16 protein-coding genes and 4 tRNA genes are annotated in these 22,140 nt (G+C 62.5%); 5 read left to right on the top strand and 15 right to left on the bottom strand.

Annotated elements, in window-relative coordinates; translation table 11 throughout:
• Positions 1-38: 38 nt before the first annotated feature.
• The 5 genes from clpB (at position 39) to J4E58_RS15600 (ending at position 3,330) form a co-directional block, all read left to right on the top strand.
• A complete protein-coding gene (gene clpB / locus J4E58_RS15620) occupies positions 39-2,603 on the top strand; it encodes an ATP-dependent chaperone ClpB (protein WP_053262725.1) in 2,565 nt (854 codons plus the stop codon).
• A 314-nt stretch (positions 2,604-2,917) separates the two neighbouring features.
• Positions 2,918-2,993, top strand: a tRNA-Asn gene (locus J4E58_RS15615).
• 9 nt (positions 2,994-3,002) lie between these two features.
• Positions 3,003-3,079 (top strand) — tRNA-Pro (locus tag J4E58_RS15610).
• Between the two features lie 5 nt (positions 3,080-3,084).
• Positions 3,085-3,160 (top strand) — tRNA-Lys (locus J4E58_RS15605).
• Between the two features lie 93 nt (positions 3,161-3,253).
• A tRNA-Pro gene (locus J4E58_RS15600) sits at positions 3,254-3,330 on the top strand.
• 144 nt (positions 3,331-3,474) lie between these two features.
• Here J4E58_RS15600 and J4E58_RS15595 read toward each other — a convergent pair.
• The 15 genes from J4E58_RS15595 to J4E58_RS15525 all read right to left on the bottom strand — a co-directional run bounded on the left by J4E58_RS15595 (position 3,475) and on the right by J4E58_RS15525 (position 22,088).
• Complete coding sequence (locus J4E58_RS15595; protein WP_143481906.1) at positions 3,475-4,473, bottom strand: fimbrial protein; 999 nt, start codon at positions 4,471-4,473, stop codon at positions 3,475-3,477.
• 29 nt (positions 4,474-4,502) lie between these two features.
• The gene (locus tag J4E58_RS15590) at positions 4,503-6,995 is read right to left on the bottom strand and encodes a fimbria/pilus outer membrane usher protein (protein WP_087091955.1); all 2,493 of its coding nucleotides are present in this window, start codon (positions 6,993-6,995) and stop codon (positions 4,503-4,505) included.
• 113 nt (positions 6,996-7,108) lie between these two features.
• Positions 7,109-7,834, bottom strand: coding sequence for a molecular chaperone (locus tag J4E58_RS15585; RefSeq protein ID WP_087091956.1), 726 nt, complete (start codon positions 7,832-7,834; stop codon positions 7,109-7,111).
• 50 nt (positions 7,835-7,884) lie between these two features.
• The gene (locus J4E58_RS15580) at positions 7,885-8,484 is read right to left on the bottom strand and encodes a fimbrial protein (RefSeq protein WP_087091957.1); all 600 of its coding nucleotides are present in this window, start codon (positions 8,482-8,484) and stop codon (positions 7,885-7,887) included.
• A 651-nt stretch (positions 8,485-9,135) separates the two neighbouring features.
• Positions 9,136-10,434 (bottom strand): NAD(P)/FAD-dependent oxidoreductase, encoded by a 1,299-nt coding sequence (locus tag J4E58_RS15575; protein WP_087091958.1) that lies wholly within the window; start codon positions 10,432-10,434, stop codon positions 9,136-9,138.
• A gap of 60 nt (positions 10,435-10,494) precedes the next feature.
• Positions 10,495-10,668, bottom strand: a complete 174-nt coding sequence (locus J4E58_RS15570; RefSeq protein WP_009050926.1) for a DUF3094 family protein — start codon at positions 10,666-10,668, stop codon at positions 10,495-10,497.
• A 210-nt stretch (positions 10,669-10,878) separates the two neighbouring features.
• Positions 10,879-11,508 carry a DUF1780 domain-containing protein gene (locus J4E58_RS15565; RefSeq protein WP_007924708.1) on the bottom strand — a complete coding sequence of 210 codons (630 nt, stop codon included), beginning with the start codon at positions 11,506-11,508 and terminating at the stop codon, positions 10,879-10,881.
• Positions 11,509-11,623: 115 nt separating this feature from the next.
• A complete protein-coding gene (locus tag J4E58_RS15560) occupies positions 11,624-13,030 on the bottom strand; it encodes a lipid II flippase MurJ (RefSeq protein WP_087091959.1) in 1,407 nt (468 codons plus the stop codon).
• Entirely contained in the window at positions 13,030-13,851 is an 822-nt protein-coding gene (locus J4E58_RS15555; protein WP_007924704.1) for an acyltransferase, read from the bottom strand. Before J4E58_RS15555 ends, J4E58_RS15560 begins: the two co-directional genes overlap by 1 nt.
• On the bottom strand, positions 13,848-15,245 hold the full coding sequence (locus J4E58_RS15550) for an O-antigen ligase (protein WP_053262717.1): 1,398 nt from the start codon (positions 15,243-15,245) through the stop codon (positions 13,848-13,850). The genes J4E58_RS15555 and J4E58_RS15550 overlap by 4 nt, the downstream gene beginning before the upstream one ends.
• Positions 15,245-16,348 (bottom strand): glycosyltransferase family 1 protein, encoded by a 1,104-nt coding sequence (locus J4E58_RS15545; RefSeq protein ID WP_087091960.1) that lies wholly within the window; start codon positions 16,346-16,348, stop codon positions 15,245-15,247. Before J4E58_RS15545 ends, J4E58_RS15550 begins: the two co-directional genes overlap by 1 nt.
• The gene (locus J4E58_RS15540; protein WP_087091961.1) at positions 16,339-17,553 is read right to left on the bottom strand and encodes a glycosyltransferase family 4 protein; all 1,215 of its coding nucleotides are present in this window, start codon (positions 17,551-17,553) and stop codon (positions 16,339-16,341) included. The genes J4E58_RS15545 and J4E58_RS15540 overlap by 10 nt, the downstream gene beginning before the upstream one ends.
• Before the next feature lie 25 nt (positions 17,554-17,578).
• Positions 17,579-18,928, bottom strand: a complete 1,350-nt coding sequence (locus J4E58_RS15535) for a beta-xylosidase (protein ID WP_087091962.1) — start codon at positions 18,926-18,928, stop codon at positions 17,579-17,581.
• Positions 18,925-20,106 (bottom strand): glycosyltransferase, encoded by a 1,182-nt coding sequence (locus tag J4E58_RS15530; RefSeq protein WP_062824564.1) that lies wholly within the window; start codon positions 20,104-20,106, stop codon positions 18,925-18,927. Before J4E58_RS15530 ends, J4E58_RS15535 begins: the two co-directional genes overlap by 4 nt.
• A complete protein-coding gene (locus J4E58_RS15525) occupies positions 20,106-22,088 on the bottom strand; it encodes a GumC family protein (RefSeq protein WP_087091963.1) in 1,983 nt (660 codons plus the stop codon). Before J4E58_RS15525 ends, J4E58_RS15530 begins: the two co-directional genes overlap by 1 nt.
• Between the last annotated feature and the right edge of the window lie 52 nt (positions 22,089-22,140).

The raw sequence follows: 22,140 nt of genomic DNA, 5'->3' as shown, positions 1-22,140 counted from the left end.
TGTCCATCGCTCCGACCTGCTCAAAAGGAAGGTGACTAATGCGTATAGACCGATTAACCAGCAAGCTTCAGCTGGCGTTATCCGATTCTCAATCCCTGGCGGTCGGCCTCGACCATCCGGCCATCGAGCCCGCGCACTTGATGCAGGCGCTGCTCGAACAGCAAGGCGGTTCGATCAAGCCGCTGCTGATGCAAGTGGGCTTCGACGTGAACAGCCTGCGCAAGGAACTGAGCAAAGAGCTCGACCACTTGCCAAAAATCCAGAACCCCACCGGCGACGTGAACATGTCGCAGGATCTGGCGCGCCTGCTGAACCAGGCCGATCGCCTGGCGCAACAGAAAGGCGACCAGTTCATCTCCAGCGAGCTGGTGCTGCTGGCGGCCATGGACGAAAACAGCAAGCTCGGCAAATTGTTGCTGGGCCAGGGCGTCAGCAAAAAAGCGCTGGAAAACGCCATTAATAACCTGCGAGGCGGCGAGGCGGTGAATGATGCCAACGTCGAGGAGTCGCGTCAGGCCCTGGATAAATACACCGTCGACCTGACCAAGCGCGCCGAAGACGGCAAGCTCGACCCGGTGATCGGCCGTGACGACGAAATCCGCCGGACCATCCAGGTGCTGCAACGCCGGACCAAGAACAACCCGGTGCTGATCGGTGAGCCTGGCGTGGGTAAAACCGCGATTGCCGAAGGCCTGGCCCAACGCATCATCAACGGCGAAGTGCCGGACGGCCTGAAGGGCAAGCGCCTGCTGTCCCTGGACATGGGCGCACTGATCGCTGGCGCCAAATACCGTGGCGAGTTCGAAGAGCGCCTGAAATCCCTGCTCAACGAGCTGTCCAAGCAAGAAGGGCAGATCATTCTGTTCATTGACGAACTGCACACCATGGTCGGCGCCGGTAAGGGCGAAGGTTCGATGGATGCGGGCAACATGCTCAAGCCAGCCCTGGCTCGGGGTGAGCTGCACTGTGTCGGCGCCACCACGCTCAACGAGTACCGCCAATATATAGAGAAGGACGCGGCCCTCGAACGGCGCTTCCAGAAAGTCCTGGTGGACGAGCCGAGCGAAGAAGATACCATCGCCATCCTGCGTGGCCTGAAAGAGCGTTATGAGGTGCACCACAAGGTGGCGATCACCGACGGCGCGATCATTGCCGCGGCCAAGCTCAGCCATCGCTACATCACCGACCGGCAACTGCCGGACAAGGCGATCGACCTGATCGACGAAGCCGCCAGCCGTATCCGCATGGAGATCGACTCCAAGCCGGAAGTCCTGGACCGCCTGGAACGGCGCCTGATTCAACTGAAGGTCGAATCCCAGGCCCTGAAGAAAGAAGACGACGAAGCGGCGATCAAGCGCCTGGAGAAACTCCAGGAGGAAATCACCCGCCTGGAGCGCGAATACGCCGATCTGGAAGAAGTCTGGACCTCGGAGAAAGCCGAAGTGCAGGGTTCGGCGCAGATTCAGCAGAAGATCGAGCAGTCCCGCCAGGAGCTGGAAGCCGCGCGCCGCAAAGGCGACCTGAACCGCATGGCCGAGTTGCAGTACGGGGTGATCCCGGACCTGGAGCGCAGCCTGCAGATGGTCGACCAGCACGGCCAAAGCGAGAACCAGCTGTTGCGCAGCAAGGTGACCGAAGAGGAAATCGCCGAAGTCGTGTCCAAGTGGACCGGTATTCCGGTGTCGAAGATGCTCGAAGGCGAGCGCGACAAGCTGCTGAAGATGGAAAGCCTGCTGCACCAGCGCGTCATCGGCCAGAACGAAGCCGTGGTGGCGGTAGCCAACGCCGTGCGGCGTTCTCGCGCCGGGTTGTCCGATCCGAACCGGCCAAGTGGTTCGTTCATGTTCCTCGGCCCGACCGGTGTGGGTAAGACCGAGTTGTGCAAGGCGCTGGCCGAATTCCTTTTCGATACCGAAGAGGCGATGGTGCGGATCGATATGTCCGAGTTCATGGAGAAACACTCCGTGGCTCGGTTGATCGGTGCGCCTCCAGGCTATGTCGGTTACGAGGAGGGCGGTTATCTGACCGAGGCGGTGCGGCGCAAGCCTTATTCGGTGATCCTGCTGGACGAGGTCGAGAAGGCCCATCCGGACGTGTTCAACATCTTGCTGCAGGTGCTGGAAGACGGCCGCCTGACGGATAGCCACGGGCGTACCGTGGACTTTCGTAATACGGTGATCGTCATGACCTCCAACCTGGGCTCGGCGCAGATCCAGGAGCTGGTGGGGGATCGCGAAGCACAGCGGGCGGCGGTGATGGATGCGGTGTCGACCCATTTCCGTCCGGAGTTCATCAACCGGATCGACGAAGTGGTGATCTTCGAGCCATTGGCCCGGGATCAGATCGCCGGCATCACCGAGATCCAGCTGGGACGCCTGCGCAGCCGCCTGGCCGAGCGCGAGCTCAAGCTGGAGCTGAGTGGCGAGGCCTTGGACAAACTGATTGCCGTGGGTTACGACCCGGTCTATGGCGCGCGTCCGCTGAAACGGGCGATTCAGCGCTGGATCGAGAACCCATTGGCGCAGTTGATTCTGTCCGGCAGTTTCCTGCCGGGGGCCACTGTGACGGCCAAGGTGGAAAACGACGAAATCGTCTTCGCCTGAGCCCGATAGGGCGTCGTTGTGAAGGAGGCCTCGCATTGCGAGGCCTTTTTTTGCATAGGGCGTTGAACTGTAAGGCAAAGGCTTGTAAAGTGCGCCCCGCAGTACGTCACCCCAAGGCTTTTTTCTCCCTGAGGAAAAAACTGAAATAAGTTGCAAATCATTGTCTTGAAAGCAATTTAGGGGGTTGACAGAGGTTTTTAAGATTGTAGAATAGCGCGCCTCAGAGACATGAACGTAGCGATACGGACCAGGTCGACGAGGAGGCTTCTAGAAATAAAAGCCTGCTGTAAAGGTTGTAAATTGAAATGTTCAGTTCCGTGATAGCTCAGTCGGTAGAGCAAATGACTGTTAATCATTGGGTCCCAGGTTCGAGTCCTGGTCACGGAGCCAATTTCAAGCCGGGGTATAGCGCAGTCCGGTAGCGCGCCTGCTTTGGGAGCAGGATGTCAGGAGTTCGAATCCCCTTACCCCGACCATATTTGGGTCGTTAGCTCAGTTGGTAGAGCAGTTGGCTTTTAACCAATTGGTCGTAGGTTCGAATCCCACACGACCCACCATTTTTGAAACCAGTTCGCTGGAATCGAATCTTAAGATCAGACGCCAAAAGCTCTGTTCGCAGAAGGCGCCTTTAAAAGGTGCCTTTTTTTTACCGGGGTATAGCGCAGTCCGGTAGCGCGCCTGCTTTGGGAGCAGGATGTCAGGAGTTCGAATCCCCTTACCCCGACCATACTGAAAATCCCCGTATCGAAAGATACGGGGATTTTTTTTGCCCGGAATTTGACGCGCGGTGCTTACCGGCGAATTCGACGCACAAAAAAGCCCCGATCATTCGGGGCTGTTGTATGGGGTGGCCCATGCTGGCTGAGTCCGGTCAGTTGTAGTCGAGTACGTAGGTCATCGTTGCATTTGCCTTGCCGGACTTTATTTCGCCGCCACTCGGCGTATAGCGAGCGGACCCCGCGAAGCGGTAGACCTCGGCATCGGTTTCGCTGTACTGCCAGTCCAGGCTGACCGCACCGGGCTTGTCGAAGGGAAGTTTGGTGCCCTTGTCGTTTTTCAGCTCGATAGCCACGCCTTGGGCAACGCTGGTCTGCCCAGCCCCGGTCAGATTCAGCATGCCTGGGCCTGTCGAGTTGCCTTCGAAATAGATTTTCACCGGAACCGGTTTTTCAGGCCGTATGCCACGGCAGCGAATATCGAGGGCGAAGGGTTTTTCCGGTGCGGCACCAGACTTGATGTTGGAAATCGGGACTTGGCCCATTTGTACGGTCATGGAGGGCTCCCGGGCCTCGCAAGTGCTGAAGTAGAAGTTGTTCTCCAGGTTGGTGAATCCTGAGGATGTGTAAGTCACTGGGTTCGGGGTCAAGCCATCAGGGATAAGAAAGTTGATTGTGAAGTTGGTTGGCACCTTGCCTGAGCCAACTGCGATTTCCGTGCGGACGTATTCGACATGGATGGCAGTAGGCATGTAGGGACGATCCCAAATTCCTTTAAATGCGTATTGGGAGGGCAGGCCGTAAGTAATACTCTGGCCGCCTCCCAAAACTCTTGAAGCGATGATGCGCATGCCAATGCCCGCCACGCCGGTTTTGTACACATCGGGGATGGCGGAGGGTTCGAGGCCGTTTTCAAAGGTGATGTTCATGATCTCGCTGTCGTTACAGTGAATCCCTGAGATAGGGATATTCTGGGAGTAACTTGCGAGTATTCCGCCGACTGGGACCCGCTTGACGGTCAGGCTGGCTGGAACATTCACCTGGTAATGTTGTGAGCTAGGAGGGCCAGTACTGGCCCATTTGCACCACGAGAACGCTGGCTCGGCCAGCGCCAGGGCAAGCAGGCCAATGGGAAGAGTGATCAGTTTGTGCATATGTCCGCTCTGGTTTGAAAGAGTGTGGGTCACAAGACCCGGCAAAGGCCGTCCACGCGCTCGTAAGCCAGTTCCTTGTTTGTGGGCGGTAGCTTGTAGTCCACCATGCAGCTGCCTTCGGCCCAGCGAATCTCCAGCCGGCCCTGGTCGGGAACGCCAAAGACCAGCAGGCGCGACAGGTTGTCGACCATGCCCAGGGGCTTGCCTTGTTCGTCGTAGCCTTGGGCGCCGAAGGGGATTGGATCGCCCTTGTCCGCGCGCAGCACGAATTGCAGGCGGCGACCGGTTTGTGCGGCATAGGTGGCCTTGACGATGGCGCCACGGGTTGGCACCAGCACCTTGGAGGTTTCGTTGATCTCGGTGTCGGTACCCAGGGTCTGGGTATCCAGGTTCAGCCAGTTGTAGCGATAAGGCTGCATATAGGGCACCACCGCGTAACCCTTGCCATTGGTGCGTACGGCGTTCCAGCCGGATACCCCGACGCCGTCGACGTCCGGAACCTCCAGCAAACCGAAAGTCTCGCCAAGCGGTTGGCCGAGGGTAACGCCGCCGCTGTGCACCACCAGCGAGCCAGAGGCGCCCAGGTCGATATGCTTGTCGTCACGCCCCTGGTTATAGCCACCACGCAGCTTGGCGACGGGGGTATCCCAGTCCAGGCTGGCGCCGGCCGTACTGCCGTTTCTTTTGCTGTGGCCTGCCTGTGCCGAGTAGCTGAGGGTCGCCTGGTCGTCCAGGTAGCCGGACACGTTCGACTGCAGCGAGGAATCACCTTTGCTCGAGCTGATGGCGTTGCTGGACAGGCGGTGAGAACTACCCCGGCCTCCCAGCGGCATGCTGATACTGGCGGTGAGTTGCGTGTCCGAACCACCGCTCATGGGATCGCTCTGGGTGCGTGACACCGCCAGGTTGTAGCTGACACTGGCGATGCTGTTGCCATAACCAAATTGCCAGTTGCGCGTGCGGCCCTGCTGATTCCAGTAGTTGGTTTCATCCATGCTGAGGTACAGCGAGCCTCGCTGTGACAGGCTCTGGTTCACCCGGAGGTTGATTCGGCTCTTTTGCGCGCTGAAGCCGGCACGGTCCTGATACATGAGGTCGTCCACGTGCTGGCTGAAGCTGCGATAGCCTTCGGTGGAGTAGCGATAGCCGGCCATGGTGAAGGTGGTATTGGTGGCGTTCAGCGTCTTGGAGTACAGGAAGCGCGCACTGTGACCCTTGTTACTCCTGCCGTTCTGGGTCTTCGATTCACTGCTGGTGACGTCGAAGGAAATACCGCCGATGCTGGAGTTCACGCCCGCGCCAAGGTTGACGGCGCGATAGTCTTGCGCGAGCAGCGCACCGCCATAACCGGTCAGGTTGTCCGTCACGCCGTAGACGGCCGTGCCCTGGGTGAACGACGGCGACGGTTGGTCGGTGGAGCGATATTCACCGGCGGTGACGCTGTAGCGAAGGTTGCCGCGCCGGGTCATGACCGGCTGGTAGGCATAGGACTGCAGATATTCGCGTACCCGGCCATCCGCTTCGATGATCTTGATCTGCAGGTCGCCGTTGGAGCCGCTGGGATAGATGTCGGTGAATTCGAAGGCGCCAGGCGGCACCGACGCGGAATAGATCACGTAGCCGTTTTGCCGTACTTCGACGGTGGCATTGCTTTCGGCGATGCCGCGGATCACGGGTGCGTAGCCGATCTCGTTATCAGGCAGCATGCCGAGGTCCGAAGCGATCTGTGCACCGCGAAAGCGAACGCTGTCGAAGATCTCGCCTGGGGTGTACAGCTCGCCCAGGGAAAGCTTGCCTTTCAGGCGCTGGACATCGCGCTCCAGATAGTTGCGGTTGCTCTTGAATTCGCTTTTTGTGCCGGTTCCGCCGGTCAGGGCGGATTCGTTGCGAAAGCGCCAGCCGGCGATATTGAAGCCGTTGCGCAGGTTCAGGTTGTGGTAGTCGCTCTTCATTCCCTGGTTGGTATTGCGGTTGAAGTTGGCCTGGTAGTCGCTGTAGAAGGCGGTGATGCCTTCGTCCCAAACCGAGGGGTCGACGTAACCACGGGAATAGCGCTGGACGTATGCCTGCGGAATGCTGAACTGCAATGCCAGGTTGGTGGCGTCGAAGTCCACCGCGGCGCCGGCGACCTGGGCGCTGACGTCGAACGGCTGCTCATCCTTGGCGTCCGCGGCGATGAGTCCATCCTGCTGGGCTTTGCCCGCGTTGAGTCCAAGCTCTTTGAGCAGCCCGAGCGAGATGACAGGCTTGATCTGCCCGGAGGCGTCGGCGGCGAAGGTGATTTCCTGGCGCTTGATCAGCACATTGTTCAGGTAGAGGTCGACGCTGTAGGTACCTGGCGGAACGGCGCTGCCTTTCTCAAAAAACTTGAGGTCCACCGGGGCACCCTCCATCTTCAGAAAGGAGTCGGCGAACTCGGCTTCTGCGGCGGACAACTTCGAGGCCAGTCCCAGTGCCACGAGGCAGGTCGCGCACGCCCTTCGGGCGATCCTGAAACTGAGCTCTCTCTGAAAAATGGGCATGCGAAATCCTTTCGATCATGCATCGGATGCCCGAAGCACTGACCTGAGTAAAAAGTCGGATTAGGTAAGGCGGTGCGCTCTAGCGAGCGACACGAGTGATGGCTGTGTTTCCGTTAGTTGGAAAGTTTGCTGGTGACTCGGTCCAGCCCGCCGTAATCGTTGATGCTGTCGAATTCCACTGTTGTGGTTCCGGACCTCATGCCAGTCGAGCCTTTGATCGCGACGGTGCGTGTTGCCCCTGGCGCCAGCATTTCCACGGTGGCGGTGCCTGCATCCTTGCCATTGCGCAGTGTCACGCTGCCCCCGGCAAGGGTCACATGGAACGCGGAAGGGTTGGTCACTGAAAGCGCGGCCTTGCCGCTTTGTTCCACCAGCTTCCATTGCAGGCTCTTGGCTGCATTGGCGGCAGTGTCCGGCAGGTTGGCCGGGCGGTAGAACAGCTTCACGCGCTGGCGTATGGCAATTTGCAGGGTGTTCTCGGTCTTGGCTTTTTGCGGGATTTCCTGCACGGCCAGCCAGAACACGGATTCCTTGTCGGTCGGCAGCCCCTGGCCTTGATAGAGAATACGCAGGACCTGTTGCTTGTTGCCTCCCAGGCGAACCAGAGGAGGGGTAATGGCGAACGGCACGTCGGTATTGGCCCCGTTTTTGTCTGGCTCGACCCAGGACTGGACCATAATGTCGTTCGAGCCCTGGTTCCTAACGAGGACGGATGTTTCCTTGGCTGGCGCAGCAAAGATGACGCGGGTGCCATCCAGCGTAATGCCGGCACTGGCCATCGACGCGGAGAGTGTCATGGCGCTGGCGATTGCAATACGCGCCAATAATGAGATTTTCATAGCGGCTCCAGGTCGGAGGGAGGGGGCAGGCCCCCTCCCTTTGGTGCGGGTTACTCGTAGGTCAAGGTAAACGGCAGTTGGCCGGCCGCAGAACCTGGCTTGATCACATCGCCGTTCGCCACATAACCGGCGCGCAGGTCCAGCTTGGCGGTGTACTTGATATTTTCAGCTTCGCCGGTCGTGACCAAATTGCCTGAGATGGTTTCGTTCGCGGCGATGTTCACCAGGTTGTTGCTGCCGTTAAAGATGCCGATGCCCACGCCCGTTGCGCCACCAGGAGTGATTTTCAGCAGCGAGTTGTTCTTGCTGTCGATACCGGAACCACTGTTCGGGTCGAATTGCATGCGCACGGTCTTCAGGCCGTTCGCGGTGCCGCCGCAGTCCAGGTTCAGGTTGATGCTCTTACCGCCAACGATGCTAGAGCCACCAGCATTGCCAGTGAGCGAGTCGGTGCTGACCTTGCCGAGGTCGACAGAAATGGTCTGGGAACCCTTGCCGCCGCCAACGCTGGTGCCGGTGCCGCCGGTGATGGCGCAGGATGCCGCGATGATTTCGCCCTTGAAGTCGATGGTGCCATCTGCTGCGAGAGCGGAAGTGCTGACCGCGCCAGCGATAGCCATGGAGACGATGCTTTTGAGAAGTTTGGACATTTCATGTACCTGCTAAAGTTGGAGGTGCAATCTTGTATCTTCACTTTGGTCGTTACAATAAGACCATTCTTAAAGTATTGAGTGTTCTATGGCTTTGTTTGAATGGCGGCTAATACTTTTTTGCCTGATAGGATTTCAATAAGAAGATTCTTAAAATTTGATCGGGTGGCATGAAGTTGTCGGAATGCCTGTCGGCAGCTAAACGGGATGAACGCCGCAAAATCTTCGATTCTTGTATGTAAGTAGCTGTTTTGAAGGGGATAATCTTTAGGGGTAGCAGGTTGGAGTCGAAGGTTTAAGCGTGCAGGGCAAACTATCAATGCAACTAAATAGAGCGTGAGTGATGTCTTGAGTTCTATCGGGACAGCTATCTATATGTCGCAGTAAGAGGTGACGCGGAGGCAGGTGTATGTATTCGGTACGCCCAGGGGAGAGCAACTTTGGGATGTGGGGGTTAAGTCCGGTGGCTCTTCTATTTTAGAATTAAGATTAATCTTAAAGCTGCACGGAAAGTTGGAAATAGAGTGCGGGAAGTCTCTAGGCACTTCGATCTTTAACAGCCTGCCTGTTTGCCTGAGCCCGTGTTGAACAGGGCGCAAAAAAATGCCCCGATCGCTCGGGGCATTCTTGTCTTGGTCTACAGGCTCAGATTCAGTGCAGCTTGAGGCGTGGCTCGGTGCCACGGCCGATCCGGCTGCCGAGCATCAGCATGGCGGTCCGGAACGGGCCGTAGAGCGCCATCTGGTGCATGCGGTACAGCGACACATAGAACATCCGCGCCAGCCAGCCTTCGAGCATCACGCTGCCGGTCAGGTTGCCCATCAGGTTGCCCACGGCGGAGAAGCGCGACAGCGAGATCAGCGAGCCGTAGTCGGTGTATTTGTATTCCGGCAGGGCCTTGCCTTCGATACGCAGTTTCAGCGACTTGGTCAGCAGTGATGCTTGCTGGTGAGCCGCCTGGGCCCGCGGTGGAACGTTGCGATCGGTGCCCGGTTGCGGGCAGGCGGCGCAGTCGCCAAAGGCGAAGATGTTCTCGTCGCGGGTGGTTTGCAGGGTCGGCAAGACCTGCAGCTGGTTGATGCGGTTGGTTTCCAGGCCGTCGATGTCCTTGAGGAAGCCCGGGGCGCGAATGCCCGCGGCCCAGACTTTCAGGCTGGCGGCAATCACCTGGCCATCGGCGGTGATCAGGCTGTCGGCGGTGACTTCGCTGACCGCGGCATTGGTCATGACCTTGACCCCGAGTTTTTCCAGGGTCTTGTGCACCGGGCCGCCGATCCGCTCCGGCAGGGCCGGCAGTACCCGTGGGCCGGCCTCGATCAGGGTGATGTGCATGTTTTCCGGCTTGATCCGGTCCAGGCCGTACGCCGCCAGCTCGTGGGCGGCGTTGTGCAGCTCGGCGGCCAGTTCGACGCCCGTGGCACCGGCACCGACGATGGCCACGCTGATCTGCTCCACCACATCGGTCTGCCCGGCGTGGGCGCGCAGGTAGTGGTTGAGCAATTGCTGGTGGAAGCGTTCGGCCTGCTTGCGCGTGTCGAGGAACAGGCAATGCTGGGCGGCGCCCTGGGTGCCGAAGTCGTTGGTGGTACTGCCCACGGCGATCACCAGGCTGTCGTAGCCCAGCTCACGAGCGGGCAGCAGCTCCACGCCATTTTCGTCGTAGGTGGCGGCCAGCTGGATCTTCTTCTGCTGGCGATCGAGCCCGCTCATGCGGCCCAGCTGGAACTCGAAGTGGTTCCATTTGGCTTGGGCGACATAGTTGAGTTCGTCTTCGGAAGAGTTCAGCGAGCCGGCGGCCACTTCATGCAGCAAGGGTTTCCAGATGTGGGTCAGGTTCGCGTCGACCAGCATCACACTGGCGGTACCGCGCTTGCCCAGAGTCTTACCCAGACGGGTAGCCAACTCCAGACCGCCGGCGCCGCCGCCAACGATGACAATACGATGAGTCATGGGGATATCTCGCAAGGCTAAAAGAAATCGGTACGGTTACCCGAGCGAGCGCGATGCAGCTCATAGCGTCAGGTAACTGATAAGTCGGCTCAGCAAGCCCAGGCCAATGGTGATGGTCACGACTATCACGAGGAGCATCCACGGCCGGAAGGGCCGGCGCTCGACTCGGTGCTGGGCCAGTTGCAGGTATTCTTCGACATGGCGTTGGTCGTCGGGGTTCAGGCGGCTGGTCATAAAAAGCCTCGTCAGCTAGACGTTGCGAAAAGTATGAAGGTTACAGCGCAGTGCCATCTTGTCGGGCTATGCGGCATGGAACGGAGCATAGCTGCTCGCGGATGCCGGCCTTGTCATCCCGTGAATGATTGCGCTTTGTAACACTCGCGCGGTGTTTGCGCCATGCCACGAATGGCCGGGAAGGCCCCGGGAAATTCCGCTCCAGCAGGCCTACAGACTGATACCGACATCGAAGAGGATGCTGCGCCCCAGGTTGCCGCGCAGGAAGTCCGGCGCGTCGGGGTGGGCGAACAGCACGCGGGCGAAGGTCGGCCCGACCAGCGACAACGAGCGCCAGCCCTGGCGCAGGTATTCGGTCGGCGGCGGGAAGTGGCTGTTGAGGTCCAGCACTTCGCGCTTGAGGCTGGCGAAGGCGATGATGTCCAGCTCCCCCAGGTCCATGCCGCGTTCCTTGTAGTTGTGGGCTTTCTTGCGCAGGGTCGGGGCCAGCCTGAGCAACAGTTCGTTGGCCGGAATGCGCTTGGGCTTGGCCTCGCGGCGCACCAGCTGGCTGAGGGAGAAGGCACTGCGGCGCCGTTGCAACTCGTCGCGCCATTCGTCGTTGAGGCGGCGGCCTTCGTCCAGCACGAAGAACACCTCGAAACAGGCCTCGCGAAACAGGACGTCCGGCGGCTCCTGCCCGGCGGGCGTAAACTCGTCGGCACGGTAGGGGATGTTCAAGCCTTGCAGCAGGCGTTGGCAGACCCAACGCTCACGCTCCCATTTGCGCGCATTGGACAGGAACGCGTTGGCTTGTTCGGCCTGAATGGTGAGCAGGCGCAAGTAATCTGAGTCATCCATAGTCCAAGCTTAGCGTCCAAACACTGATCCAAGAAATACACTCTGCCGGGTCGGCGGGGGCTGACTGCACTTATAACGGATAAGTGTGACATCAGGTCAACCCTCTGCCGCTCGTTCAGGCCCGCCAGGGTTTCAGCCAGAGCCCCAAGGCGATCAGCAAGAGCAGCCCGGCCACTGTGCTGAGCCCCAGTTGCAGCCAGACATTCAATAGCGGGTGCAACAGCAGCGCCGCCGCGCTCAGCAGGACGGCGCTGACTGCCCAGCGCACCGGCCAGTTGATCAGGGTGAGCAATTGCTGGCGCTGCATCAGCAACAGGTTGGTCAGGAGCACGCCGCCGAGGGCCGCCAGAGGAATCGCGGTCAGCCCCAGAACCAGCGGCAGGCCCGCCAGCAACAAGGCGTTGAGCAGGCTGCCGAGCAGTTCGCAATGTAGTGGCGTGCTGGTATCACCGGCGGCATAGGCGTAACGGGCGAGCATGGCGTTCCAGGCGCCGAACACCAGGGACACGGCGAACCAGCCCAGCAGCGTCGGCAGCGGGCCATCGGCGCTCTGGGCGGGCAGCAGCCAGTGGATCAGCGCCGGGCTGGCGCCCACCAGGCCGAGCGCGGCTGGCAGGCTCAGCAGGGTCGCGGCGTCGAGCCCACGATGCAGCAGCCCCAGGCGCTGATCGCCGGACTTGCCGCTCATCAAGCCAAGCAGGACCTGGTTCAGGCTCATCAAGGCAATCAGCGGCAGGTTGATCAGCTTGCGCGCCAGGTTGACCCAGGTCACCACGCCTTCGCCCAGATAGCTGGCGACCAGCCGTTCCACCAGCGCCAGGCCCTGGCTGGCCAGGTTGCTGGTCAACAGCGGGCCGAGGCGGCCGAGCAGTTCCCGGCCGGCACCGGCATCCCCGCGGACTTGCCAGGGGCGCCAGCCGGTTTGCCAGACCGCCGGCACCAGCGACAGGCACATCAGCAGGCTGCCGAGGAAAAATGCCAGCGAAAGGCCGGAGCCCAGGCTCGCCTGGCCGTAGAAAAACAGGTAAAGCACCGGTGGCAGGTTGAACAGCAGCGAGCCTAGCCCCGGCAGGACAAAACGCTGCCGGGCGTGCAGCGGGATGCTGAACAGCGCATGCATGAGCAGGCCGGGGATGCAGGCGGCCAGGCTGCGCAGGTTGGCGGCGGCTTCGGCCTGGGCTGCGCTGTCGAGCCCGGGGCCGATCAGGCGGATCCACAACGGCGAGCTCAAGGCCAGCAGGGCATACAGCCCCAGCCCCAGGCCCAGCAGGCGTGGGCACAGGCCGGCCAGCCAGGCGTGCTGGCGCTGGGCGTCGCGCTCCTGATAGAGCGGCAGGGCCGCGGCCGCGAGAATGCCGGCGGCCAGGGTCATGCGCAGGGCTTCGGGAATGAACACCGCGACCAGGAACGCATCGCTGCGGCTGCCCGCGCCCCAGGCCGCCACCAGCAGCCATTCGCGGGCAAAACCGGCGAGCAGCCCGGCGAGGGTCGCCAGGGTCAGTAGCAGGGTGCTGCCGAGCATCAATAGAACAGGGTGAACAGGCCTTTGCCACCCACCTTGTAGTTCAGGTCGTGAGGGCGCTCGCCCATGGGTTTGGCACCGCTGCCGCCAATGATCTTGTAGGGGGGAACGGCCTTGGCCACGAGGGTGTTGGCGGTCACTACGGCCCCGCGACCGATATGCGAGCCATGGGCGAGCAGCGCCCGGGTGGCGATCCAGGCGTAGTCATCGATGTAGATGGGCGCGGACACCGACCAGAACTCGGGGCTCATCGGGTCATGGCCGCCGGCGAGAATCAGCACGTGAGAGGCGATCGTCACATGATCGCCGATGATCAGCCCGGCCCGGGCGTCGATCTGACAATGCCAGGCGATCACGCTGTCATCGCCGATCACCAGGTTCTCCACCCCCAGCACCTCGGTGTTGCGCCAGATGGTCGAGCCCTTGCCGATTTTCGCGCCGCCCAGGCGCAGCCAGGCGATGCGCACGTGATGGCTGGGGATCTTGTTGATCAGGATGTTGTAGGCCTGTTCCCAGGCCCGCAACCAGCGGTCCTTGAGGGTGGCCAGGTTCTTGCCGTAGCGCGGCACCAGGGTGGTGGGGATGTCCTGCTTCAAGCGGCGATACAGGCTTCGGGCCAGGGGATGTTCGATGATCTGTTCGATGTCCACCGAGGAGATGCTGTAGCGCGCCTGCTCGCCGTCGCCCTCGACGAACAGCACGTCGTTGTTCAGCCCCCAGCTGTAGGCCTCGAGCAGTTCATCGTGGCTGACGCCCAGCTCCGAGGCCAGGGCAGGCAGGCGTTCCGGCAGATCCGCAGAATGGAAAATACGATGTTTCATGCTTGGCGATCCTTGGGGTTGATGAGGGGGAGGGTGATGGCCGGGCGCAACCGGACCTGTTGCAGGCTCATGCCCATCAACAGCCAGAACAGACCGATCAGCACGAAAGTGAAGCTGAAGTAGTGGTCGAACAAGCCCGTCAGCAAGGCCGCCAGCAGGCCGGAAATGCACCCCAGCCACAGTGCGTTGTCGGCAGTCACCTGACGGATCGGCGCCAGCGGGCGCACCTCGCGCCACCACAACAGGGTGACGGCGATGAACAGCAGCATCCCCGGAATGCCAATCTTGTAGATGAAGTTCAGCCACAGGTTGGAGATGCCCGGCAGGTCGGTGCCCGGTACCGGCGGGTCGACCTTGAAGCCGATGCCCAGCGGGTAGCGCATCATCGCCTCGGGGAATTTCGCGTACTCGTCGAAACGCACTTCGGTACTGGCGTTGGTCGCCGAGAACATGGTCATCAGGCGTTCCTGCAGCGGCGGGTAGAACATCACCAGGGCCACCGCGAAGGCCGCCCCGAGGCCGATGATCCGGCCGCTGTAGGGCACGCGTTTGTAGGTCAGCCAGATCAGCACCAGGGCGAGGGCCAGGATCGCCCCGCGGGAAATACTCAGCAGCAGCCCCGCGCAACCGAGGATCGCCACCGCCAGCCCCAGGGCCCGGCGCGCGCCGGTGCGGGTCCAGCCATAAAGCAGTGCCAGGGGAATGAACAGCACCAGCACGCCGCCCGTGAGGTTGGGGTGAACCCAGGGCGACGCCATGCGCTGGTAGTTGGCGGAGAAGATGTCCTTCACCGCTTCCGGGTGGGCGTACTTGAGGTCGGTGAGGATCGGGATCATCGACATGGCATTGCGCGACTTGATGAACATGCCGATCGACAGCAGCAGCATCAGCAGAGTGCCCAGCAGCAGGGCGATCACCACTTTGTCGCGGTCGGCATCGGTACGCAGCAGCAGCGGCACCATGAACAGCAGCGACAGGTTCATCAGCCAGCGCACCCAGTTCACCGGGCCGTTGCCATCGGCATGAATGATCAGCATGCCCCAGACAAAGGGAATGGCGCTGAACAGCATCAGCCAGACCATGGCCCGCTCAGTGGGGCGCCAGAGCATGAGGTTGCGGGTCTTGCCGATGAACGATTGCCAGAACAGCCCGACCCACGTCAGGCCGAGCACCGCTTCACTGACCGTGGTGCGAATCCCCAGCTGCAGCGTGGTGTAGGGAATGCAGGTGGCCAGCACGGCGAAGATCAGCAGGCCCCACAGCGGCTTGCGGATCAGCGTCAGGGTCACGGCCAGGCCGATCACCACGAAGATGACTTTTGCCGGTGGCAGGGCCCACAACAGGATCCCGAAGATCAACCCCAGGGTCAGGCCAATGAATTTTCCTGGCAGCATCAGTGAAAGAGCCCTGTGAGCAAGGTGTCGAGGCGCTGGCGGTGGGCCGGCTCGGCAAATTGCCGGGCCCAGTCGCGCAGGGTATCCGGATCGGGTCTGGCGCTGTCCTGCGCCTGTTCGATCAGCGCATTGCGCAGGCTGGCGCGATCGCGGGCATTGAAGCGCCGCGCGCCGGGTGGCGTGACCTCGTCGAGCGCCGACCCCCTGGCCACCGCGACCGGCGTACCCTGCCACAGCGCCTCGACCACCGGCAGGCCGAAGCCTTCGGCGTAGGAGGGCTGCCACAGGCAGTCGGCATGCCGGTACAGGGCCTGCAACTGCTCGTCGCTGATGCCGTTGACCCAATGCAGGCCGGGCAACTGGCTCAGGTTCGCGGGCAGGTCGCTGGCATGGCCGACCAGGACCAGCTCCGGTACTTGCAGGTTTTCCTGGCGGCAGCGCTGCCACTGCTCGATGAAGAACGGCATGTTCTTGCGCGGCTCCCGTGTCCCGACGGCCAGCCAGTAACGCTCGGGCAGGCCCGTCGGCAGTGGGCCGATGACGCCCTGGAACTCCGGCACCAGGTTGTTCAGCACGCGGAATTTCGGCCGCGCCCAGGGAAACAGCCGGGCCGCTTCGCTGCAGGAAAACCGCGAAGGGCACCAGACCTCATCGGCGACCCAGATCGACCAGGCGATCGACACGGCGTCGATCAGCCGATAGGCCACGGCCTTGAGCTGCGAACGGTGGAAGTTGCGCTGGGTCAGCTGGAACAGGTCATGCAGGATCAGCACATAACGGGTGCCTGCCGGCTTGTGGCCGATGGGCAGGCCCATGTTGGCGGTGGCGATATACAGGTCGACCGACTGCTCGCGAATGGTCGCCGGCAAGAATTTGCGTTCAAAGCGCAGGCGCACGCCGGGGCGTTGCACGCCGTCGAGGGGGCTCGGCCAGGCCGGGCAAAAGGCGGTCTGGCGCTGTTCATGCTCCAGTGGCGCTTCGCTCACCAGCAGCAATTCGGTGTCTTCACGGGCACGCAGGGCCTGTTCCAGTGCCTTGACCTGACGGGCGATGCCCGAGGAGGGAGCGACCGTGGCCGGACGATAATCGAGGGCTACACGCATGCGGGATGCTCCTGTGTGGAGGGCAGAGTCCGGTAGATCTGTTCCAGTTCGTCACCGGCCACGGCCCAGTCGTGATGCTGGCGGGCATGCAGGCGGGCGGCGCCGGCCAGTTGGGCGGCGAGGGTTGGCTCGCGCAACAGGCGAATCACGGCATCGGCCAGGGCCTGGGCATTGTCGCCTGCCAGGTAATGTTCCTCGGGGCGGATGGCCAGGCCCGAGGCGCCTTGCGCGGTGCTGACCAGCGGCAGGCCGGCGGCCATGGCTTCGAGCACCTTGAGCTTGGAGCCGCCACCCTGGCGCAACGGCGCGATGAACAGCGCGCAACGCCGTTGCAGATCGGGCAGGTCCGGCACGAAGCCGACCCACTCGATGCGGCTGTCGGTCCAGCGTTCGGGCCAGTGGGCCGGCAAGGCATACCCGGCCACCGCCAGGCGCGCCTCGGGGCAGTGGCTCCAGACCCGCGGGAAAATCTCATCGAGCATCCACTGCACGGCGTCCAGGTTCGGCGCGTATTCGTAGTTGCCGACGAACAGCACCCGCTGGCTCTGCGGGTCGGCCGAGACCTCGGCAAAGCTGCGGCTGTCGACGCCGTTGACCACCACCTCGACCGGGGTACGGGTCAGCTGGCGCATGGCCCGGGCGTCGCTTTCGGTCACCGCGACCACCTGGCGGGCCGTGTCGAACGCCTTGCGTTCCCACTGTCGGCAGCGCCATTGGTCGTAGCGCACAAAGAGGCTGGCCCAGGCCGGGAAGCGGTCATAGGTCGCGCCGCCCAGGCTGGATTCGAGGTTGTGCTCGGTGAGCACGAAATCCCGGCCGGCCCGCCGCAGCGGTTGCAGATAGGGTTGCAGGCTGTAGCTGTGCTCGACCTGGATCACATCCCAGGGCTCCTGCAGCAGGCTGTCGAAGCGTTCGCGTAAGGGGCGCGATACGCCGTTGACCGTGGTCAGCAGCGGCCAGGGTGCGAACAGCCCGGCCAGCAGCGTGACCGGGTGTTTCAGTGGGCGCCGGGGCACCACGATCAGGCGTTCCAGCCAGGGCTCTAGGGCGGCGCGGGTGGTGGCCTCGGCCTCGGTTTTCGACTGCACCAGCAAGGTGATGCGGTGACCCCGCTCGCTCAAGGTCCGCAGCAAGTGAAACTGGCGAGTCTTGCCACCGCTGGTCATGGGCCAGGGCAGGTAGGGGAGAATCCAGAGAATCTTCACGTACGGCACTCCAGGTCGAGATCGATTACCACACGAGAATCTGCAGGGACGATTTCACAGCCGGCTGGATGCCGTCCGCGGCGTCGAGACTGGCCCGGGTTCCGCTGAGCGGATCGTAGAGCTCGGCCTGGTGCACTTGCGGCAATTTGATGGTGCCGCCCTTGGCGCTCCAGAACATCAGCAGGCGCTTACCGTCGTCGCGGGTCCAGGACACGCTGTAGAAGGTGTCGGGCAGGTTCGCAAGCTCCGGCGTCTTGCCGGGTTTGAGGCGCGCGCCGGTAATCTCGAGAAAACGCGCTAGCGCCTTGTACACCGGCTTGGGTTCGCCGTTGAGGTCGAGCAGGCCGTAATGCTGGTCGCGAGCCGAGGCGCGCGAGTCGAGATCGGAAAGGGCGAAGAGAAAGATCCGCTCGTAGTCCTGGTCGCTCATCAACGCCAGGCGACGCAGGGTGTAGTCGGCCTGGCCGTCGACGCCGATCAGCCGCTGCATCTCCTTGGGCCCGGCGTAGCTCGACCAGCCCCACTCGGTGGCCCAGACCCTCTTCAGGCCGGCGCCGTGCAGCATGTCGTTGAGCTGCTTGCCGCGCAGCAGCACTTCATTTTTGCCCGGCTCATCGCTTTCCGGGATTTCCGAATACGGGTGATAGGCGGCGACCATGCCCAGGCTCTGCACGCCCAGTTCGCCGAGTTTCTCGAACATCAGCGCGTTGCGCTGGGTCGGCATCTGGCTGTAGTAGGCCATGCCGCCCATGACCTGGATCTTGTCCGGCGCCACCTGGTTCAGCGCCTGATGGGTCGCCAGCAGCAGCTCGCCGTAGCCCTTGGCATCGGGTTTCGGCCGCCAGTTGTTGGGTATGTTCTGCTCGTTCCACACCTGCCAGGCGTCGATGTCCGGGTAACGCTGGGCCAGCATGGCCATGCGCGTGGCGAAGACTTTCGGATCGCGCGGCGGGTACTGATCCTGGAACGGCCCGCCCTTGGGGGCGGTGGTCACGAAGGGCGCCGAGCCTACGAGGTAGAATAGCGACTTGAGTTTCGAGTCGCTCAGGGTCCGGTCCAGTTCGTCGAGGGTGCTGAGTTGATAACCCTCTTCGGTGGGTTCGAGCCGATCCCAGTGCAGGTCGACCCGCACCCATTGCAGGCCGAGCTGCTTATAGGCGGCGATCTGTTTGCGGTATTGCTGCGGGGTGAACCACAGGAAATGCGCATTGACCCCCAGGTAGTCCTTCCACACCAGGGTGCGATCGGGGGCCAGGTTGATCGGCGTGGCATCGACCTGTTCGCTGAGCAGCAGGGCGCCGCCTACCGCCAGTGCGGCGACCAGTGGCAGATAGCGCAATAGAGGGCGACGTTTAAGGCCTGGCCGGGTCTTCATTTCGATCGCTCCTTGCACACTTCGTTGAACAGTTCGGCGAAGCGCCGCGCGGTCGCGCTCCACTCGCGTTGTTGCCCGGCCTCGCTGGCCCGCGCGGCCCATTGGCGGGCCAGTTCGGGCTCCAGCACCAGACGGCTCAGGTGCTGGCTCAGCGCTTCGACATCGCCTTGCTGATAAGTCACGCCATTGCCGCCGGCAACCTCCTCGGCAAAGGCCCGGGCATTGGAGGTGACGACCCCGCGACCGCAGGCATTGGCCCAGGACAGGGCGCCGCTGGTGCCGCGCATCTGGCCGAGCCAGGCGAGCTTTTTCGATTCCCGGTACGGCAGCACCATCACATGGTGGGCCTGGATGGTGCGGGCGATCTCGGCGGACGGCAGGTCCAGTTGCCAGTCCACCACATCGTCCAGCTGCAATTCGCGAATGCGCTGGCGCAGGCCGTCGAGGTAGTTGCCGGCCGGGTCGAAGGTCATTTCCGGGGCGGTGCCGCCGGCCAGGGTCAGGCGGACTTGGCCACGGCACTGCGGGTTGGCCGCCAGGGTGCGGGCCAGGGCTTCGATCAGGTCTTCGATGCCCTTGCCGCGGTAGATGAAGCCGAAGTACAGCAGGCGCAACGGCACCAGCGGCGGCAGTTCGGCCGCGGGGATCGGCAGGTTGCCGTGGGCGATCACCGCCACCTGTTGCGGTCGCAGACCCATGCGCTGGCGCAGGCAGTCGCCGCCCAGCCGGGTCAGGGTAATCAGCCGGCGCATGCCGCGGGCCAGGCGCCGTTCTTCGCGCAGGGTCAGCGGGTCGGCGAGCAGCGCCGCCGCTTGCGGCAGCGGGTGCGGCAGGCGTTCGAGCAGGGTCAGTGGCCAGAACAGCCGGGCGCGCCGCCAGATCAGGCGCTCCGGGTCATGCACGGTGGCCGTGCGGGGGATCCGTGGTTGTTCGCTGCTCAGGTAGTCGAGCGCCTGGAATTCGCCGAAGCGGCCACCGCCGAGTTCGGCGTGCACCAGGTCGACGCCCGTCCAGTCGAAGGCGCGCAGGCGCGTCAGCTGTTCCGCGGGATCGTGACAGCCGGCCAGCGGCGTCAGCACCTCGATGCCAAGGCCGCGCAGCGCATTGCTGAAATGCGCGGCGTAGTCGGCGATACCGGTCTGTTCCGGCGGCAGCGGGGCCAGTAAGGCGATACGCATCAGGCCGCACCGCGCCAGCTGTTGATCCGCTCCAGCACCCTGGACGGTACTTCGAAGCGGCGGCGGTTGAGGATCAGCCCGTCGACCTTGCCGAAGGCGGTAGTCAGCAACGACATTGCATTTTCGATCATCGGCACGGTGCTGGTCCGAGCCTCGATCACCAGGGCGATCAGGTCGGCGCGGCGCAGGATCAGGAAGGCCTCCTGGTTCGACAGCAGGGCCGAGGCATCCAGCAGCAGGACTTCACCGGGCTGGGCCGGCGCGCTGTCGTTGACCCGCACGCGCTGGCCGCGTTCTTCCAGCAGGCGGCGCAGGCGTTCGAGGATGAAACTCACGCCTTCGCCATGGCGCGCCGAGGTCAGGCCCAGGGTCAAGCCCTGGCTCTCGATGCGCTCCATGGGCAGCAGGCTGTAGAGCCGGTAGATGCTCGCGGTCATGGCGGCGGGCGTGGCGTCCTCGAGGTCCGGCACGCTGCCCCACAGCGGCACCTGGAACAGCTCCGGCAGGCGCGAGCCGTCGTGGATGCGCTGGTCCAGCAGGTAGCAGACATAGATGGTCAGCAAACCCACGGCGATGCCCGCGGGAATGGCGAACAGCAGGATCAGCAGGCTCTTGGGGAAGACCCGCGCCGGGTTGAAGGTGGCGTGCTCGATGATCGCGATGTTGCTGATCTGGCTGCTGTCGAGCTCGTGGTCGATACGCGCCTGTTCCAGGTTTTCCGAGTACAGCGCGTAGCTCTTTTCCGCGGTGCGCAACTGCTGGGTCAGGCGGTTGAGTTCGGGCTCGTCGGTCAGTACCCGGTCGCGCTCGGTACGCAGGGCAGCCAGGGTCTTGTCGTAGTTCTCGATCTGCCCGGTCAGCCGGCGCTGTTGCAGCTGGGCATCGATGACCTGCTGCTTGACGTTGGTCACCAGGCTATTGGGCGCGATGTTCTTCGAGCGTTCCAGGCGGCTCTCTTCCTGTTCGCTGAGGGCCTGCAGGTCGTGGATGTTCTGTTCGATCTGCTTGACCGCCGGCGCCTCGGGCAAATAGGTGCGCAGCAAGCGCGCGCGTTCCACCTGCAGGGTGTTGAGCTGGCGCTTGAGGTCGAGCTGGGTCGGGTTGAGGCTGGTCTCGCGACTGGTCACCACTTCGACGGGCTGATCGAGGATCTGCTGGCGGGCGTTGATCAGGAAGCTGCTGATCCCGGACAGCTGGTTCTGCGCATTGACCCGGGCGTCGGTCAGGCGGTCGATCTGGCTGGTGAGGTTTTCCAGGCGGGCATCGACGCTGATCGAATCGATCTGCTTCAGGCGGCCCTGCAACTGTTCCTTGAGGCTGAGGATCTGCGCGGCCACCTTGTTGCCTTCGCCCTCATAGAAGGCATAGAGGCTCTTGCGCCCGAGCACCCGGGCGCGCTCTTCGAGGAAGGTGTCGACCCAGATCTTCACCACCTGCTGCGCGATTTCCGGGTCGTCCCAGGTAAAGCTGATATCGATCACCGACGAACCCGCTTCATGGCTGGCCTGGAAGTTCTTTTCCAGGCGGGTCGCCAGGCGGTCCTGCGGGCTCTGCGGTTCCGACAGGCCGACCAGTTGCAGCAGGCTGCGCAGCGCATCGATGGCCGTGCCCATGGCCTTTTTGGCGTAGAACTTGAGGGTCTTCCAGAAACCCTGGGGTTCGGCGGCCGCGCTCAGTTCCAGGTAGCGTTGGGCGACGATGTGCACGATGGGTCGACCGGTGAGCATCTTCTCCTCATCGACGATCGGGTCGTGCTGGGTGCTGGGCGAGATCAGCGTCTGGCGATTGCCGGCTTCGATCGGCACCGTGGTGCTGTCGCGCCCGGGCTTGACCAGCAGGCGCGCGTCCGACTCGTAGCGCGTCGGCAGCAGGAAGGCGCCCAGCACCGCGACCACGATAGTGGTGATGACCGCCAGCTTGAACTCGCGACGGAAGATGAAGAACAGACGCAACAGGTCGCGTAGAGAGCGTATTTCGATCACGGGATCACTCCGTTGAAAGTACTTGAAGCCGTGGCTGATGGAGGCCGATCAA

The organism is Pseudomonas sp. FW305-25 (assembly GCF_017351415.1).
Taxonomy (GTDB): Bacteria; Pseudomonadota; Gammaproteobacteria; order Pseudomonadales; family Pseudomonadaceae; genus Aquipseudomonas; species Aquipseudomonas chlororaphis.
The sequence above is the reverse complement of the archived record's forward strand: the minus strand, read 5'-3'. Positions and strand labels throughout refer to the sequence as shown.